Annotated in this window: 13 protein-coding genes; 10 read left to right on the forward strand and 3 right to left on the reverse strand. The window is 58.9% G+C overall.

The genetic code is table 11. The features are described 5' to 3' along the window. Window positions 1–445 precede the first annotated feature (445 nt). The 4 genes from urtB to urtE are packed head-to-tail and all read left to right on the forward strand — an operon-like array spanning window position 446 to window position 4,598. Window positions 446–2,038, forward strand: a complete 1,593-nt coding sequence (gene urtB / locus V6944_RS10725) for an urea ABC transporter permease subunit UrtB (RefSeq protein WP_442910735.1) — start codon at window positions 446–448, stop codon at window positions 2,036–2,038. Beyond that, window positions 2,038–3,114 carry an urea ABC transporter permease subunit UrtC gene (gene urtC, locus V6944_RS10730; protein ID WP_333498937.1) on the forward strand — a complete coding sequence of 359 codons (1,077 nt, stop codon included), beginning with the start codon at window positions 2,038–2,040 and terminating at the stop codon, window positions 3,112–3,114. The genes urtB and urtC overlap by 1 nt, the downstream gene beginning before the upstream one ends. Beyond that, on the forward strand, window positions 3,107–3,898 hold the full coding sequence (gene urtD, locus V6944_RS10735; RefSeq protein ID WP_333498938.1) for an urea ABC transporter ATP-binding protein UrtD: 792 nt from the start codon (window positions 3,107–3,109) through the stop codon (window positions 3,896–3,898). The genes urtC and urtD overlap by 8 nt, the downstream gene beginning before the upstream one ends. Before the next feature lies 1 nt (window position 3,899). Then, window positions 3,900–4,598: an urea ABC transporter ATP-binding subunit UrtE gene (gene urtE / locus V6944_RS10740; RefSeq protein ID WP_333498939.1), complete on the forward strand. Its 699-nt coding sequence runs from the start codon at window positions 3,900–3,902 to the stop codon at window positions 4,596–4,598. A gap of 57 nt (window positions 4,599–4,655) precedes the next feature. Here the strand turns inward: urtE and V6944_RS10745 are convergent, their stop codons facing one another. Continuing rightward, a complete protein-coding gene (locus V6944_RS10745; RefSeq protein ID WP_333498940.1) occupies window positions 4,656–5,564 on the reverse strand; it encodes a LysR substrate-binding domain-containing protein in 909 nt (302 codons plus the stop codon). Window positions 5,565–5,700: 136 nt separating this feature from the next. Here V6944_RS10745 and V6944_RS10750 point away from each other — a divergent pair, with 136 nt between their 5' ends. Together V6944_RS10750 and V6944_RS10755 are read left to right on the forward strand one after the other, a co-directional pair. Beyond that, window positions 5,701–6,894 (forward strand): MFS transporter, encoded by a 1,194-nt coding sequence (locus V6944_RS10750; protein WP_220440520.1) that lies wholly within the window; start codon window positions 5,701–5,703, stop codon window positions 6,892–6,894. Between the two features lie 12 nt (window positions 6,895–6,906). Further along, complete coding sequence (locus V6944_RS10755) at window positions 6,907–8,088, forward strand: amidohydrolase (protein ID WP_333498941.1); 1,182 nt, start codon at window positions 6,907–6,909, stop codon at window positions 8,086–8,088. Window positions 8,089–8,175: 87 nt separating this feature from the next. Here V6944_RS10755 and V6944_RS10760 read toward each other — a convergent pair whose 3' ends face one another. Together V6944_RS10760 and hpaR are read right to left on the reverse strand one after the other, a co-directional pair. After that, on the reverse strand, window positions 8,176–9,444 hold the full coding sequence (locus tag V6944_RS10760) for an MFS transporter (protein WP_333498942.1): 1,269 nt from the start codon (window positions 9,442–9,444) through the stop codon (window positions 8,176–8,178). 321 nt (window positions 9,445–9,765) lie between these two features. After that, window positions 9,766–10,179: a homoprotocatechuate degradation operon regulator HpaR gene (hpaR, locus tag V6944_RS10765; RefSeq protein WP_185667227.1), complete on the reverse strand. Its 414-nt coding sequence runs from the start codon at window positions 10,177–10,179 to the stop codon at window positions 9,766–9,768. A gap of 264 nt (window positions 10,180–10,443) precedes the next feature. Between hpaR and hpaG the strand changes: the two genes are divergently transcribed. The 4 genes from hpaG to V6944_RS10785 are packed head-to-tail and all read left to right on the forward strand — an operon-like array spanning window position 10,444 to window position 14,427. Next, on the forward strand, window positions 10,444–11,721 hold the full coding sequence (hpaG, locus tag V6944_RS10770) for a 4-hydroxyphenylacetate degradation bifunctional isomerase/decarboxylase (RefSeq protein WP_333498943.1): 1,278 nt from the start codon (window positions 10,444–10,446) through the stop codon (window positions 11,719–11,721). Further along, on the forward strand, window positions 11,718–13,184 hold the full coding sequence (gene hpaE, locus V6944_RS10775) for a 5-carboxymethyl-2-hydroxymuconate semialdehyde dehydrogenase (RefSeq protein WP_185667225.1): 1,467 nt from the start codon (window positions 11,718–11,720) through the stop codon (window positions 13,182–13,184). Before hpaG ends, hpaE begins: the two co-directional genes overlap by 4 nt. Window position 13,185: 1 nt before the next feature. After that, on the forward strand, window positions 13,186–14,037 hold the full coding sequence (hpaD, locus tag V6944_RS10780; RefSeq protein WP_035896717.1) for a 3,4-dihydroxyphenylacetate 2,3-dioxygenase: 852 nt from the start codon (window positions 13,186–13,188) through the stop codon (window positions 14,035–14,037). 9 nt (window positions 14,038–14,046) lie between these two features. After that, entirely contained in the window at window positions 14,047–14,427 is a 381-nt protein-coding gene (locus tag V6944_RS10785; protein WP_185667223.1) for a 5-carboxymethyl-2-hydroxymuconate Delta-isomerase, read from the forward strand. The last annotated feature ends 38 nt before the right edge of the window (window positions 14,428–14,465 follow it).

Below are 14,465 nucleotides of genomic sequence, written 5' to 3' on the forward strand. Positions count from 1 at the left end.
CGATGAGAACGGCGATCGCCTGAGACCGGTGCCACCGCGTCCGAAAGGGGGAGATCATCGGTACGCAGTGATGTGGGGTGAAAAAATGAAAATGGGAAGTTTGTAGATAACGTTTCTCATTATCAATAACTGATTTTGATAGTTGCATATTTCTTCACACTTTGAATAATTTTTTTTCGTCCTGAAATAACCACGGAAATAACATGGAATAAGCCATGCGATGGACATAAATAATTATTTTGATCCGCGGCTTAACCTATTTATTTCCCCTATGACGAACTGCGCTATTACCGTGCGCGGATGTGCTGTGGCGGTGCGGCAGAATATTGAATGACGATATTGTTTTTATTTTAATATGATTAAAATCAGCTGGTTATATATTTGGCACGCGCGTTGCTAATTGAATTCCATCTTGTATACCAACAGGAATTCAACGATGAACATAATGATGAGACAACGCGCGGCGCTGTACTTCCCCGCCTTGCTGTTTCTCCTTTTCAGTGGCCTGTTGACCAGCCTTCCGGCGCGAGCCGGCGCGGCGGCCGATTATGGTCATGCCAGCCGTACCGAGCAGGCGCAGCTGCTTCAGGCGTGGGCTGCTGCCCCGCAGGCTGACCGTCTGCCGCTGCTGCAGGCGCTGAGCCAGGAAACGGTGGTCAGCGATGCTGAGGGCCGGCTGTTTACGGAAAAAAATGGCCAGCTAACACCGCTGGAAGGGAGCGCTGCGCCTGCTGGCAGCACCAAAAAAGTGTTTATGAATAACCGCATCCGCGGGCTGGTCGCGAGCGCACTGGCCTCGCATCAACTGGTCAGCAACGACGTGAAGGTGCGCCTGAACGCGGCGCTGACCTTGCAAAACAGTGCCCAGCAGGACCAACTGCCGATGCTCCGCCAGCGTCTGGCAGTGGAAGCGGATGCCGGTGTGCACACCGCGCTGGCGATTGCCGTCGCTAATTTACAGCTCTCTGATAGCCGTGCAGACCAGCGTCTCAACGCCGTGAAGCTGTTGGGTGAAGCCAGCGACCCGCAGGTGCAGGCGAGCCTCAGCCGACTGACGCAGCCGCAAAATGAACCCGACCCGGCGGTACGCGCCGCCGCCGCCGAAAGCCTCAAGCAGGTACAGCAGCGCCTGAAGTGGGGCGACTGGCTAGGGCAGGCATTTAGCGGCATTTCACTCGGCTCCATTCTGCTGCTTGCCGCGCTGGGGCTGGCGATCACCTACGGCCTGCTGGGCGTTATCAATATGGCCCACGGCGAGATGCTGATGCTTGGTGCTTACGCCACCTGGATGGTGCAGGACGCGTTCCAACGCCTGGCGCCGGAGTGGCTAGCGCTTTACCCGCTGGTGGCGCTGCCGGTGGCCTTCTTTATGACCGCGGCGGTCGGGATGCTGCTGGAACGTACCATTATCCGCCACCTCTATGGCCGCCCGCTGGAGACGCTGCTGGCGACCTGGGGTATCAGTCTGATGCTTATCCAACTGGTGCGCGTGCTGTTCGGCACGCAGAACCTTGAGGTGGCGAACCCTTCCTGGCTTTCCGGCGGCTGGAACGTACTGCCAAACCTGGTGCTGCCGTACAACCGTATTGCGGTGATCCTCTTCGTGATTGGCGTGCTGGTGCTGACCTGGCTGCTGCTCAACAAAACCCGCCTCGGCATGAACGTGCGGGCGGTGACGCAAAACCGCCGCATGGCGGACTGCTGCGGGGTGCCCACCGGGCGCGTGGATATGCTGGCGTTTGGCCTCGGTTCCGGCATTGCTGGGCTGGGCGGCGTGGCGCTATCGCAGCTTGGCAACGTCGGCCCGGAGCTGGGGCAGGGGTACATCATCGACTCCTTCCTGGTGGTGGTGACCGGCGGCGTGGGGCAACTGGCAGGCACCGTGGTGGCCGCACTGGGGCTGGGCGTGCTGAACAAAGTGCTGGAGCCGCAGATTGGCGCGGTGCTGGGCAAAATTGCCATTCTGGTCCTGATCGTGCTGTTTATTCAGAAACGGCCGCAGGGGTTGTTCGCATTCAAAGGGCGGGTAATTGACTGATGAGCCAACCTATTACGTTAACTCTCGCGCGGCGTGCGCCGCGATTGACCTGCTCGCTGGCGGCGCTGGCGCTGGTGGTTCTGCTGGTGCTGCCGTTTCTGGCGCTGCTGCCAGCGGAGAACCCGCTGGCTATCTCCACCTACACGCTGACGCTGATGGGCAAGATCCTCTGCTATGCGGTGGTGGCGGTGGCGCTGGATCTGGTTTGGGGCTACGCCGGGCTGCTGTCGCTGGGGCACGGGCTGTTCTTTGCCCTCGGCGGTTATGCGATGGGCATGTACCTGATGCGTCAGGCGTCGGGCGACGGCCTGCCGGCGTTTATGTCGTTCCTGTCGTGGAGCGAACTGCCGTGGTTCTGGGCGGGCACCCAGCATTTTGCCTGGGCGCTGTGCCTGATTATCCTCGTTCCCGGCCTGCTGGCGCTGGTGTTTGGCTATTTTGCCTTCCGCTCGCGCATTAAGGACGTCTACTTCTCGATCATGACCCAGGCGCTGACCTACGCCGGGATGCTGCTGTTTTTCCGCAACGAAACCGGCTTTGGCGGCAACAACGGCTTTACCGGTTTCACCACGCTGCTGGGCTTCCCGGTATCGGCGACCGGCACGCGCATCGCGCTGTTTGTCGCCACCGTGCTGCTGCTGGCGGGCTCGCTGGCGATTGGCCTGATGCTCACCCGCAGCAAGTTTGGCCGGGTGCTGACCGCCGTGCGCGATGCGGAAAACCGCCTGATGTTCTGCGGCTACGACCCAAAAGGCTTCAAGCTGTTCGTCTGGACGCTCTCCGCCGTGCTGTGCGGGCTGGCGGGGGCGCTGTACGTGCCGCAGGTGGGGATTATTAACCCCAGCGAAATGTCGCCAACCAACTCGATTGAAGCCGCCATCTGGGTGGCGCTCGGCGGGCGTGGCACGCTGATTGGCCCAATCCTCGGCGCGGGGATCGTCAACGGGGCGAAAAGCTTCTTCACCGTCGCCTTCCCGGACTTCTGGCTCTTTTTCCTCGGCCTGATGTTTATTCTCGTCACCCTGTTCCTGCCGCGCGGCGTGATTGGCCTGCTCAAAAGGAGGAAGCATGACTGATTTCCTGTTCACCCAGCCGCAGCCGCAGGACCGCTATCGCGACACCACTGACCCGGTGCTGCAGCTGGAAAATATCAACGTCAGCTTCGACTCGTTTCGTGCGTTGACCGACCTGTCACTGTCGATTGGCGTCGGCGAACTGCGCTGCGTCATTGGCCCTAACGGCGCGGGAAAAACCACGCTGATGGATGTGATCACCGGCAAAACGCGGCCGGACAGCGGCAAGGTGACCTACGACCAGAACGTCGACCTGATGGGGCTGTCGTCGGTGGAGATTGCCCGCGCGGGTATTGGCCGCAAATTCCAGAAGCCAACGGTGTTTGAGGCGCTGAGCGTGATGGAAAACCTCGAAATCGCCCTGAAGATGGATAAATCGGTCTGGACCTGCCTGCGCGCCACGCTCAACGGCAGCCAGCGGGATCGCATTGATGAAGTGCTGGAGCTGCTGCGGCTCACCGCGCATCGCCATCGTCCGTCCGGGCTGCTTTCCCACGGGCAAAAGCAGTTTCTGGAGATCGGCATGCTGCTGGTGCAGGAGCCGCACCTGCTGCTGCTTGATGAACCCGCCGCCGGGCTGACCGATGCGGAAACGGACTATATTGCTGAGTTGTTTCGCGGGCTGGCGGGCAAGCACTCGCTGATGGTGGTGGAGCACGATATGGGCTTTGTTGAGACCATTGCCGACCACGTCACCGTGCTGCATCAGGGGCAGGTGTTGGCCGAGGGCTCTCTGCGCGACGTGCAGGCCAACGAGCAGGTTATCGACGTCTATCTGGGGCGCTAATATGTTACAGGTGAATGAGTTAAATCAGTATTACGGCGGCAGCCATATTCTGCGCGGCCTGTCGTTTGAGACCACGCCGGGCGAGATTACCTGCCTGCTGGGGCGCAACGGCGTGGGCAAAACCACGCTGCTGAAATGCCTGATGGGCATCATCCCGGCGAAATCCGGCACGCTGCACTGGCAGGGCAAGCTGATTAACCACTGTAAGCCGCACCAGCGGGTGCAGCAGGGGATTGCCTACGTGCCGCAGGGGCGCGAGATTTTTCCGCGTCTCACGGTGGAAGAAAACCTGCTGATGGGGCTGTCGCGCTTTTCTGGCTCGCAGGCCAAAAGCGTGCCGGAGGAGATTTACGCGCTATTCCCGGTGCTGCGTGAGATGAAGCAGCGGCGGGGCGGGGATCTCTCGGGCGGGCAGCAGCAACAGCTGGCGATCGGCCGAGCGCTGGCGTGCAGGCCGCAGCTGTTGATCCTCGACGAGCCAACCGAAGGGATCCAGCCGTCGGTGATCAAAGAGATCGGCGCGGTGATTCGCAGCCTCGCCAACCGTGGCGATATGGCGATCCTGCTGGTGGAGCAGTTTTATGATTTTGCCGCCGAGCTGGCGGACAGCTACCTGGTGATGTCGCGCGGCACAATTATTCAACGTGGGCGCGGCGACGAAATGGAGGCGCAGGGCGTTCGCCAGTTAGTGGCGATATAACACCGGGATAAGGAAAGGTAGCCCGGCCAAGCGAAGCGCCGTCGGGATGGCTGCGAGCTACCAGCTATACCCCTGACATGCCCCGCGCAGCCGCGATAAAAACTGCTGGGCGTTAGCCGTGAGCGCTGATTTCTGCGACCAGACCGCGCAATACTGCGCGGCGGGAAGGGTAGAGACCGGCAGCGTGACGATTTTCCCTTCCAGTTTAAGCGGCTGGCTCATGGCGCGGGCGACGATGGTCAGGTAGTCGGATTCCAGCACCATATTCAGCCCGGTTATCACCGAATCGGTACGCAGCGGCGCAATGGCCAGCTGGCGATAGAAGTGGGCGAGTTCATTCTGTAGCTGCTGGTAGTAGCCCATCGGCGACTCCGGCAGCAGCCATTTTGCCCGCCGCAGCGCCATCAAATCTCCCTCATTCGCCAGCGGATGCCCGTGACGCGCCACCACGCAAAACGGGGTGGTGAACAGCGGTTCAATCATCACCCCTTCCGGTGGGTGCATCGGGTCGATGGATCCGACGGCCAGGTCTATCTCACCGCTGCGCACGCCGGGCAGCAGCGAAGAGAGCTGCCCCTCTTTGAGGGTGAGCGCCACCTGCGGCAGCGCCTGCTTAAAGGCGTCGGCGACGGCGGGAAACACCGTTAGCGCGATGAGCGACGAGTAGCCGATGGTCAGCCGCCCGTGAGTGGCATGGTTTATCTGCTCTACCTCATCGGCAGCGCGGCGCAGCTCCTCCAGCACCCACTCCGCGCGCTGCGAAAACGCGCCGCCTGCTTCGGTCAGGGTGATACCTTCTTTGCTGCGCAGTAAAAGTTGCGTCCCCAGGGTTTGCTCCAGCTCACGCAACGTGCGGCTGAGCGCGGGCTGAGACTGCCCTAATTCGCGGGCGGCCGCACGGATGCTGCCGCTGCGCGCCACCTGCTTTAACGCCTGCAGCTGGTTCACTTTTGGTAAATATTTCACCGCTTACCCCTATCAGAAAAAAGCATCACCTATAGAAAAATTACATCTTCCCGCCTTTCGGGTAAAGCGCCAGGATACGTAGGGGCAATCGTCCTCACACAACATCTATCTTCATGAGACACAAGGCGGAAAAATAATGAAAAGTCAGTCTCAAATGATCTTTTTGCTGTTTATTGGCTACGTATTTGTCTACATCGACAAGACCGTGACCGGCTTTGCTTTATTGCCGATCGAAAAAGAGTTCGGCCTTAACGCTGAGCAACTGGGCTATATAACTGGGATCTTCTTCCTCGCCTATTCACTGTTTCAGGTGCCTGCCGGCTGGCTGAACGACCGCATTGGTTACAAAACCATGCTGGTGCTGTCGCTGGCGGCGCTGGGCATTTTCGCCCTCTGCTTTGGCGCGCTGGGCGCGAGTTTCGGCCTGCTGCTGCTGTTTCGTTTTCTGGCGGGGGTGGGCCATTCCGGCTACCCGTGCTCGTGCGCCAAGGCGGTAGTCAGTAATTTCAGCGTCGAGAAGCGCACTTTCGCCCAGTCGATTTTGCTCTCTTCCGCAGGGCTGGCGATGACCATCGGGCCGATTATCGCGGTGAACGCATTGGCGATGATGGGCTGGCACACCTCATTTACCGTACTGGGGGTGATGGTCTGCGTGATTGCTGCGCTGATTGCCCTGCGCGTGCCGCGCCAGCAGGTGACGCCGAGCGTGAAAAAGCAGTCCGTCTCCGGCGCGGCGCTGTGGCGTAACCCGACGGTTATCCTGCTGTTTCTGTCGATTTTCTGCGTCAACATCCCCAGCTACGGCCTGATGGCGTGGCTGCCAAAATTCTTCGTCCAGCATATGGGGATGTCGCTGTCGGCTTCCGGCTATGTGGTAGCGGCGGGCGGATTAGGGATCTGGATCTCTTCGCTCGGCACCGGCTGGCTGGTGGGCAAATACTTCCTCAATCGTGAACCGCTGGTGATTGCCATCAGCGCGCTGCTGAGCGCCGTGGCGATTTTCGCCATCTTCCATGCGGCCACGCCGCTGACCGCCAGCCTGCTGCTGTTCGTCGGCGAGGTCTTCCTGATGGCGACGTTTGTCACCGCCTTTACGCTGCCGATGAAGCGGCTGCCGGAAAATATGATGGGCTCGGCGATTGGCCTGATTAATACCGGCGGCACGCTGGGCGGCTTTGTCTCACCTATCGTGATTGGCTACCTGGTGGAGAACACCCACGGTTATGCCAGCGCGTTTACGTTTCTGTCACTGGCGATGGTCTGCTCCGCCCTGGCGGTGCTGCCGCTGATGAAGCGCCGCACCGTCGCCAGCCTGCCTGTTGTTGAGTAGAAGGAAAATCTGATGAATCACACCACTGAACAGTTAATCTCCGCGGCCTTTGAAGATGCGCTGCGCTGGCGTCGTCATATTCACGCCCACCCGGATTTATCGTTTCAGGAGAAGCCAACGGCGGACTATATCGCCCGCGAGCTGGCGTCGTTTGCCGGTCTGGAAATCAGCCGCCCGGTGGAAAACTGCGTGATTGCCGTGCTGCGCGGCGCGCATCCGGGGCCAATGTGGGCGCTGCGCGCCGATATCGACGCCCTGCCGCTACAGGAAGAGAGCGGGGAAAGCTTCTGTTCAACCGTGCCCGGCGTGATGCACGCCTGCGGTCACGATGCCCATGCGGCGATGCTGATGGGGGCGGTCAAAGTGCTCTGCCAACTGCGCGACCAGTTGCACGGCAGCATTAAGTTTATCTTCCAGCCAGCCGAAGAGGTGCCGCCGGGCGGTGCGCGCGAGCTGGTTGAACTGGGCGTGGTGGACGATGTGGAACATATTTTCGGTCTGCACGTTTTCCCGACCAGCCCGGTAGGAACCATCGCCTTAAAAGAGGGCGTGTATGTGGCCTCCAGCGACAACTTTGATATCACCATTCGCGGTAAAGGTGGCCACGGTTCGATGCCGCAGCACTGTATCGACCCGGTAACCATTGGCGCTGAAATGGTCGGCGCATTACAGCAGATTGTGGCCCGCAATATCGACCCCGGCACCGCGCCGGTGCTAACCATCGCCACTTTCCAGGCAGGCGATAGCTATAACGTTATCCCCGACAGCGCGCGTCTGGCGGGTACGCTGCGTACCCATAATCAACAGGTGCGGGAAGCGGTACCGGGGCTGATGTCGCGCATTGTGAACGGTATTGCGGCAGCGCACGGCGCAGGTTGCGATATCCAGTGGCAGAAAGGCTACGCGGTGGGCAACAACCATGAGATCACCAACGCGATTGCTCGTGAGGCGATTGGCCGCCACTTCCCGGCGGGCACGCTGAAGCTGGAAGAGAAGGCGCTGTTTGGCAGCGAAGATTTCTCCTCATATCAGGAGAAAATTCCGGGGGCGTTCCTGTTTATTGGCTGCGGCAATAAGGAGAAAGGGGCGACGTGGAACGTGCATAACCCGCATTTCCGCATTGATGAAGATGCGCTGGCGGTGGGGATTAAGACCCATATTGTGCTGGTGAGTCAGCTGTTGAATCTTGAGTAAATCGGCGAGCCACCCCGGGGTCGGCTAGCGCCTCGCCCGGGCTACCGTTCATGTAGCCCGGCCAAGCGTAGCGCCGCCGGGGGGAGGTCAACTGGCTGGATTCACTTCCAGCTCAGGTTCCGGCGAACGCAGCAGCGCCCACAGAATAATCGCCCCAATCACGTCAAACGCCGCCAGCACCGCGAACAGCGGGCTGAAGCCTAAGGTGTCAGCCAGGGCGCCAACCACTAAGGCGAACAGCGTGCTCGCCGTCCACGCCGCCATGCCGGTAAAACCGTTGGCGGTGGCCACTTCGCCCGGATCGAACATATCGGAAGAGAGTGTAATCAGCGCGCCAGACAGCGACTGATGAGCAAAGCCGCCGACGCACAGCAGGGCGATGGCGACGAACGGACTGCTGAACAGGCCGACCATGCCAGGCAGGATCATCAGCGCTGCGCCCATGGTCACCACCAGTTTGCGGGATACCACGATATTCACGCCAAAGACGCGCTGGAAGATCCCCGGCAGATAGCCACCGATGATGCAGCCCATATCGGCGAACAGCATCGGGATCCATGCGAACATGGCGATATCTTTCAGGTTAAAGCCGTAGGTGTGCACCATAAACAGCGGGATCCACGCGTTGAACGTCCCCCATGCTGGTTCGGCAAGGAAGCGCGGCAGGGCGATACCCCAGAATTTACGCTGGCGCAGCAGCTGACCGATATGCACCTTATCCACCACCTTACGTTCCGGCTGGCCGTCGGTGATGTAGTCGAATTCCTCTTTGCTCAGGCTTTTGCACTGCCCTGGGCGGTTATAAACCAGATACCAGCCCAGCGCCCAGACCATGCTGGCAATCCCGACGATGATAAATGCCAGACGCCAGCTGTGAATGAAGATGGCCCATGCGACCAGCGGTGGCGCAATAATTGCCCCCATGGAAGAGCCGACGTTGAAATAGCCGACGGCAACGGAACGTTCGTTATCCGGGAACCATTCGGTAACGGACTTCAGACCGGCAGGGATCATCGCACTCTCGGCGAAGCCGCCCAGGCCGCGGCACAGCGCCAGACCCTGCCAGCTGTTGGTGAAGGCCGCGCCAATGCAGAAGATGGCCCACATGCCGCCGAACAGGGTGTAGCCAACTTTGGTGCCAAGGGTATCCAGCACATAACCCGCGATAGGCTGTGCGATGGTGTAACAGGCGGAGAAGGTGGCCACAATCCAGGAATATTGCTGGGTTGTGATGTGGAGATTGCTCTGCAGCGTAGGCGCGGCGGCCGAAATAGTATTGCGGGTTAAATAACACAGGATTGTGCCAAGCGTGACTAGAGCCACCATAAACCAGCGCTTATGACCAGTGGTGCGCATAAAACTTTCCTTTACTTCTTAGAATGTGAAACGGCCTGTGTTGGGTGGACAGGCACAACTACGGTCATACAGAGAGAAGATAATTTGCTGGGCCAAAAAGAGGCGGGAGCAACGCACTGCGGTCCATTTATGAGATTTAGTGAATCCGTGTCACATTTTTTCCGAATACTAAACTCATGTTTCAGAAATTTTTGTGATCTAATTCAAAATTATTAAGATGACGTACCACCTAAGTGTATCAAGGTAAGTAACGGCGTAATGAGGCGTGAAGAGAGCGGGATGCTGCCTGATTTACATCAATAAACAGGCAGATTTTGGAAACTATTTTTGCAGGGAGATGAACTCGTGCAGCAGGGCGGTGAGCTGCTTCATTTTTTCAGGCGTGAACTGTTTTTCAATCTGCTGATAGGCCTCTTCCACTTTCGCCTGTGCGCGCTCATATAGCGCATACCCTTCTTTCGTTAGCGACACATAAAGCTTGCGCTGATCGTTCACCGGCTTTAAGCGCAGCACCAGGCCATCGCGCTCCATACGCGTGAGGATCCCGGTCAGACTGGGGCGCAAAATACAGGTAGCGGCGGCCAGGTCGTGGAAATCCATCGATGGGTTATCGACCAGCACGCGGACAATGCGCCACTGCTGCTCTGTCAAATTATGCTGCTTTACGATCGGCCGAAAATAGGTCATCGCCACTTCCCGCGCCTGCATCAGGGCGATGGTTAAAGAATCGTGCATTCTGCCACTCCAGCCTTCTCATCATTAATATATGAACAATATAGCAATGTTGCTTTTATCTACAGCTGATTTTTACCGAAACCTGACGTTAACGCAATGTTGTTTTTATAACTAATTGATAAATATGAGGTGTATTTATTTTATGTGAAATTATTGTTAATCAAGTCACAAAAAATTGACTTGTGTTTGCTAAATGAGCGGCGGAAGCATAAAACACATCATTAACATATTAATGAATTGTTCGTCGTCTCTGAGGAGCTGTAAATGAAAGGTACCGTTTTCGCCGTGGCGCTCAACCACCGCAGCCAGCTTGATGCCTGGCGCGACGCGTTCGAGCAGGCCCCCTACAAGGCACCGCCTAAAACCGCCGTCTGGTTTATCAAACCGCACAATACCGTTACCGAAGCCGGTCAGCCGATCCCGTTCCCAGAGGGTGAAACGGTATTAAGCGGCGCGACGGTGGCGCTGGTGGTGGGCAAAACGGCCCGTAAAGTCCGCGTCGAAGAGGCCGCTGACTATATCGCCGGTTACGCGCTGGCAAACGAAGTCAGCCTGCCGGAAGAGAGCTTCTACCGCCCGGCGATTAAAGCCAAATGCCGCGACGGCTTCTGCCCGCTGGGTGAGGTGGTGAGCGTTGATAACGTTGACAACCTGACCATCATTACCGAAATCAACGGTCGTCATGCTGACCAGTGGAGCACCGCTGACCTTAATCGCAGCGCCGCCGAGTTGCTGAGCGCGCTGAGCGATTTCGCCACCCTGAACCCAGGCGATGCCATTCTGATAGGTACCCCTCATAGCCGCGTTGCGCTGCGCCTCGGTGATCAGGTACGCGTGCTGGCGGAAGGCTTCCCGCCGCTGGAAAACCCGGTGGTTGCCGAAGCGGACGCCCGTCCGGTGCCGCGCCCGCACGATCACGGCACACTGTTCGCGCTGGGGCTGAACTACGCTGACCACGCCAGCGAGCTGGACTTTAAGCCGCCGGAAGAGCCGCTGGTATTTATCAAAGCGCCTAACACTTTCAATGGCGACAACCAGACTTCGGTGCGCCCGGATAACGTCGAGTACATGCACTACGAGTCTGAGCTGGTGGTGGTGATGGGTAAAACCGCGCACAAGGTGAGCGAAGCGGACGCCATGGACTACGTCGCGGGCTATACGGTCTGCAACGACTACGCCATCCGCGACTACCTGGAAAACTACTACCGCCCGAACCTGCGGGTAAAAAGCCGCGATGGGCTGACGCCGATTTCCCCTAACGTGGTGCCAAAAGCGGCGATTCCCGACCCGCATAACCTCACCCTGCGCACCTACGTCAACGGCGAGCTGCGCCAGGAAGGCACCACCGCAGATCTGATCTTCAGCGTGCCGTTCCTGGTCTCATACCTCAGCGAATTTATGACCCTGCAACCGGGCGACATGATCGCCACCGGCACGCCGAAAGGGCTGTCCGACGTGGTGCCGGGCGATGAAGTGGTGGTGGAAGTTGAGGGCGTGGGTCGCCTGGTGAACCGGATTGTCAGCGAGGAGTCTGCAAAATGAAAAAGATTAACCATTGGATCAACGGCAAAAACGTCGCCGGTCAGGACTATTTCCACACCACCAACCCGGCAACCGGCGAGGTGCTGGCAGAAGTCGCCTCCGGCGGTGAAGCGGAAGTGAACCAGGCGGTCGCGGCGGCGAAAGAGGCTTTCCCGAAGTGGGCTAACCTGCCGATGAAAGAGCGCGCGCGCCTGATGCGTCGTCTGGGTGACCTGATTGACCAGAACGTGCCGGAAATTGCGGCGATGGAAACCGCCGACACCGGCCTGCCGATTCACCAGACCAAAAACGTGTTGATCCCACGCGCGTCGCATAACTTCGAGTTCTTCGCTGAAGTGTGCCAGCAGATGAACGGCAAAACCTACCCGGTTGATGACAAGATGCTCAACTACACCCTCGTGCAGCCGGTGGGGGTGTGTGCGCTGGTATCGCCGTGGAACGTGCCGTTTATGACCGCCACCTGGAAGGTCGCGCCGTGTCTGGCGCTGGGTAACACCGCGGTGCTGAAAATGTCCGAACTGTCGCCGCTGACCGCCGACCGTCTGGGCGAGCTGGCGCTGGAAGCCGGTATTCCGGCGGGCGTACTGAACGTGGTGCAGGGCTACGGCGCCAGCGCCGGTGATGCGCTGGTGCGTCATCACGATGTACGCGCCGTCTCCTTTACCGGCGGCACCGCCACCGGGCGCAACATCATGAAAAACGCCGGGCTGAAGAAGTATTCCATGGAGCTGGGCGGCAAATCGCCGGTGCTGATTTTTGAAGACGCCGATATTGAACGGGCGCTGGACGCCGCGCTGTTCACCATCTTCTCCATCAACGGTGAACGCTGCACCGCCGGTTCGCGCATCTTTATCCAGCAGAGCATCTACCCGGAGTTCGTCAAACGTTTTGCCGAGCGTGCCAACCGTCTGCGCGTCGGTGACCCGAACGACCCGAATACTCAGGTCGGCGCGCTGATTAGCCAGCAGCACTGGGAAAAAGTCTCCGGCTATATCCGTCTTGGCATCGAAGAGGGCGCGACCCTGCTGGCCGGTGGCCCGGAAAAACCGACCGACCTGCCTGCGCATCTTAAGAACGGCAACTTCCTGCGCCCAACGGTGCTGGCGGACGTCGATAACCGCATGCGCGTGGCCCAGGAAGAGATTTTTGGTCCGGTAGCCTGCCTGCTGCCGTTCAAAGACGAGGCGGAAGGTCTGCGCCTGGCGAACGACATTGAGTACGGCCTGGCCTCTTATATCTGGACCCAGGACATCAGCAAAGTGCTGCGTCTGGCGCGCGGTATCGAAGCCGGGATGGTGTTCGTCAACACCCAGAACGTGCGCGACCTGCGCCAGCCGTTCGGCGGCGTAAAGGCCTCCGGTACCGGCCGCGAGGGCGGCGAGTACAGCTTCGAAGTGTTCGCAGAAATGAAAAACGTCTGTATCTCGATGGGTGACCATCCCATCCCGAAATGGGGAGTCTGATATGGGTAAGTTAGCGTTAGCAGCAAAAATCACGCACGTGCCGTCGATGTACCTTTCTGAAATTCCGGGGAAAAACTTCGGCTGCCGTCAGAGTGCCATTGATGGCCACAAAGAGATTGGTAAACGCTGCCGCGAGATGGGCGTCGACACCATTATCGTGTTCGATACCCACTGGCTGGTGAACAGCGCCTACCACATCAATTGCGCGGAGAGCTTTAAGGGCATCTACACCAGCAACGAGCTGCCGCACTTTATCCGCGACATGACCTACGACTATGACGGTAACCCGGAACTGGGTCAGTTGATTGCCGATGAAGCCGTGGCGCTGGGCGTGCGCGCCAAAGCGCACAACATTCCGAGCCTGAAGCTGGAGTACGGCACGCTGGTGCCTATGCGCTATATGAACGCCGATAAGCACTTCAAAGTGGTCTCTATTTCGGCGTTCTGTACTGTACACGACTTTGCCGACAGCCGCAGGCTGGGCGAGGCGATCCTCAAAGCCATCGAGAAATACGACGGTACGGTGGCGGTGTTTGCCAGCGGCTCGCTGTCGCACCGATTTATCGACGACCAGCGTGCGGAAGAGGGGATGAACAGCTACACCCGCGAGTTCGACCATCAGATGGACGAGCGCGTGGTCAAGCTGTGGCGCGAAGGCAAGTTCAAAGAGTTCTGCACCATGCTGCCGGAGTACGCCGATTACTGCTACGGCGAAGGCAATATGCACGACACCGTGATGCTGCTGGGGATGCTGGGCTGGGATAAGTACGACGGCAAAGTGGAGTTTATCACCGACCTGTTCGCCAGCTCCGGTACCGGGCAGGTGAACGCCGTATTCCCGCTGCCCGCGTGAGGAACAACCATGCCGCACTTTATTGCTGAATGCACCACCAACATCCGCGAACAGGCCGACCTGCCGGGCCTGTTTGGCAAGGTGAACGAGGCGCTGGCCGCCACCGGGATTTTCCCGATCGGCGGCATCCGCAGCCGCGCCCACTGGCTGGATACCTGGCAGATGGCCGACGGTAAGCACGACTACGCGTTTGTGCATATGACGCTGAAAATCGGCACCGGGCGCAGCCTGGAGAGTCGCCAGGAGGTGGGCGAAATGTTGTTCGGGCTGATTAAAGCCCACTTCGCCACGCTGATGGACAGCCGCTATCTGGCGCTGTCGTTTGAGATGGACGAGCTGCACCCGACGCTGAATTACAAACAGAACAACGTGCACGCGTTATTTAAATAACGCGCTAATTGCCCCGCGCAATCCCCGGCGGCGCTGCG

This window comes from Kluyvera sp. CHPC 1.2972 (assembly GCF_036759925.1).
GTDB lineage: Bacteria > Pseudomonadota > Gammaproteobacteria > Enterobacterales > Enterobacteriaceae > Kluyvera.

Bases quoted from the DNA above. Each gene is read 5' to 3' on its own strand.
- urtD (WP_333498938.1), top strand. From the start codon at position 3,107: ATGACTGATTTCCTGTTCACCCAGCCGCAGCCGCAGGACCGCTATCGC.
- hpaD (WP_035896717.1), top strand. From the start codon at position 13,186: ATGGGTAAGTTAGCGTTAGCAGCAAAAATCACGCACGTGCCGTCGATG.
- hpaG (WP_333498943.1), top strand. From the start codon at position 10,444: ATGAAAGGTACCGTTTTCGCCGTGGCGCTCAACCACCGCAGCCAGCTT.
- hpaR (WP_185667227.1), bottom strand. From the start codon at position 10,179: ATGCACGATTCTTTAACCATCGCCCTGATGCAGGCGCGGGAAGTGGCG.
- V6944_RS10760 (WP_333498942.1), bottom strand. From the start codon at position 9,444: ATGCGCACCACTGGTCATAAGCGCTGGTTTATGGTGGCTCTAGTCACG.
- V6944_RS10785 (WP_185667223.1), top strand. From the start codon at position 14,047: ATGCCGCACTTTATTGCTGAATGCACCACCAACATCCGCGAACAGGCC.
- urtE (WP_333498939.1), top strand. From the start codon at position 3,900: ATGTTACAGGTGAATGAGTTAAATCAGTATTACGGCGGCAGCCATATT.
- V6944_RS10750 (WP_220440520.1), top strand. From the start codon at position 5,701: ATGAAAAGTCAGTCTCAAATGATCTTTTTGCTGTTTATTGGCTACGTA.
- urtB (WP_442910735.1), top strand. From the start codon at position 446: ATGATGAGACAACGCGCGGCGCTGTACTTCCCCGCCTTGCTGTTTCTC.
- V6944_RS10755 (WP_333498941.1), top strand. From the start codon at position 6,907: ATGAATCACACCACTGAACAGTTAATCTCCGCGGCCTTTGAAGATGCG.
- urtC (WP_333498937.1), top strand. From the start codon at position 2,038: ATGAGCCAACCTATTACGTTAACTCTCGCGCGGCGTGCGCCGCGATTG.
- hpaE (WP_185667225.1), top strand. From the start codon at position 11,718: ATGAAAAAGATTAACCATTGGATCAACGGCAAAAACGTCGCCGGTCAG.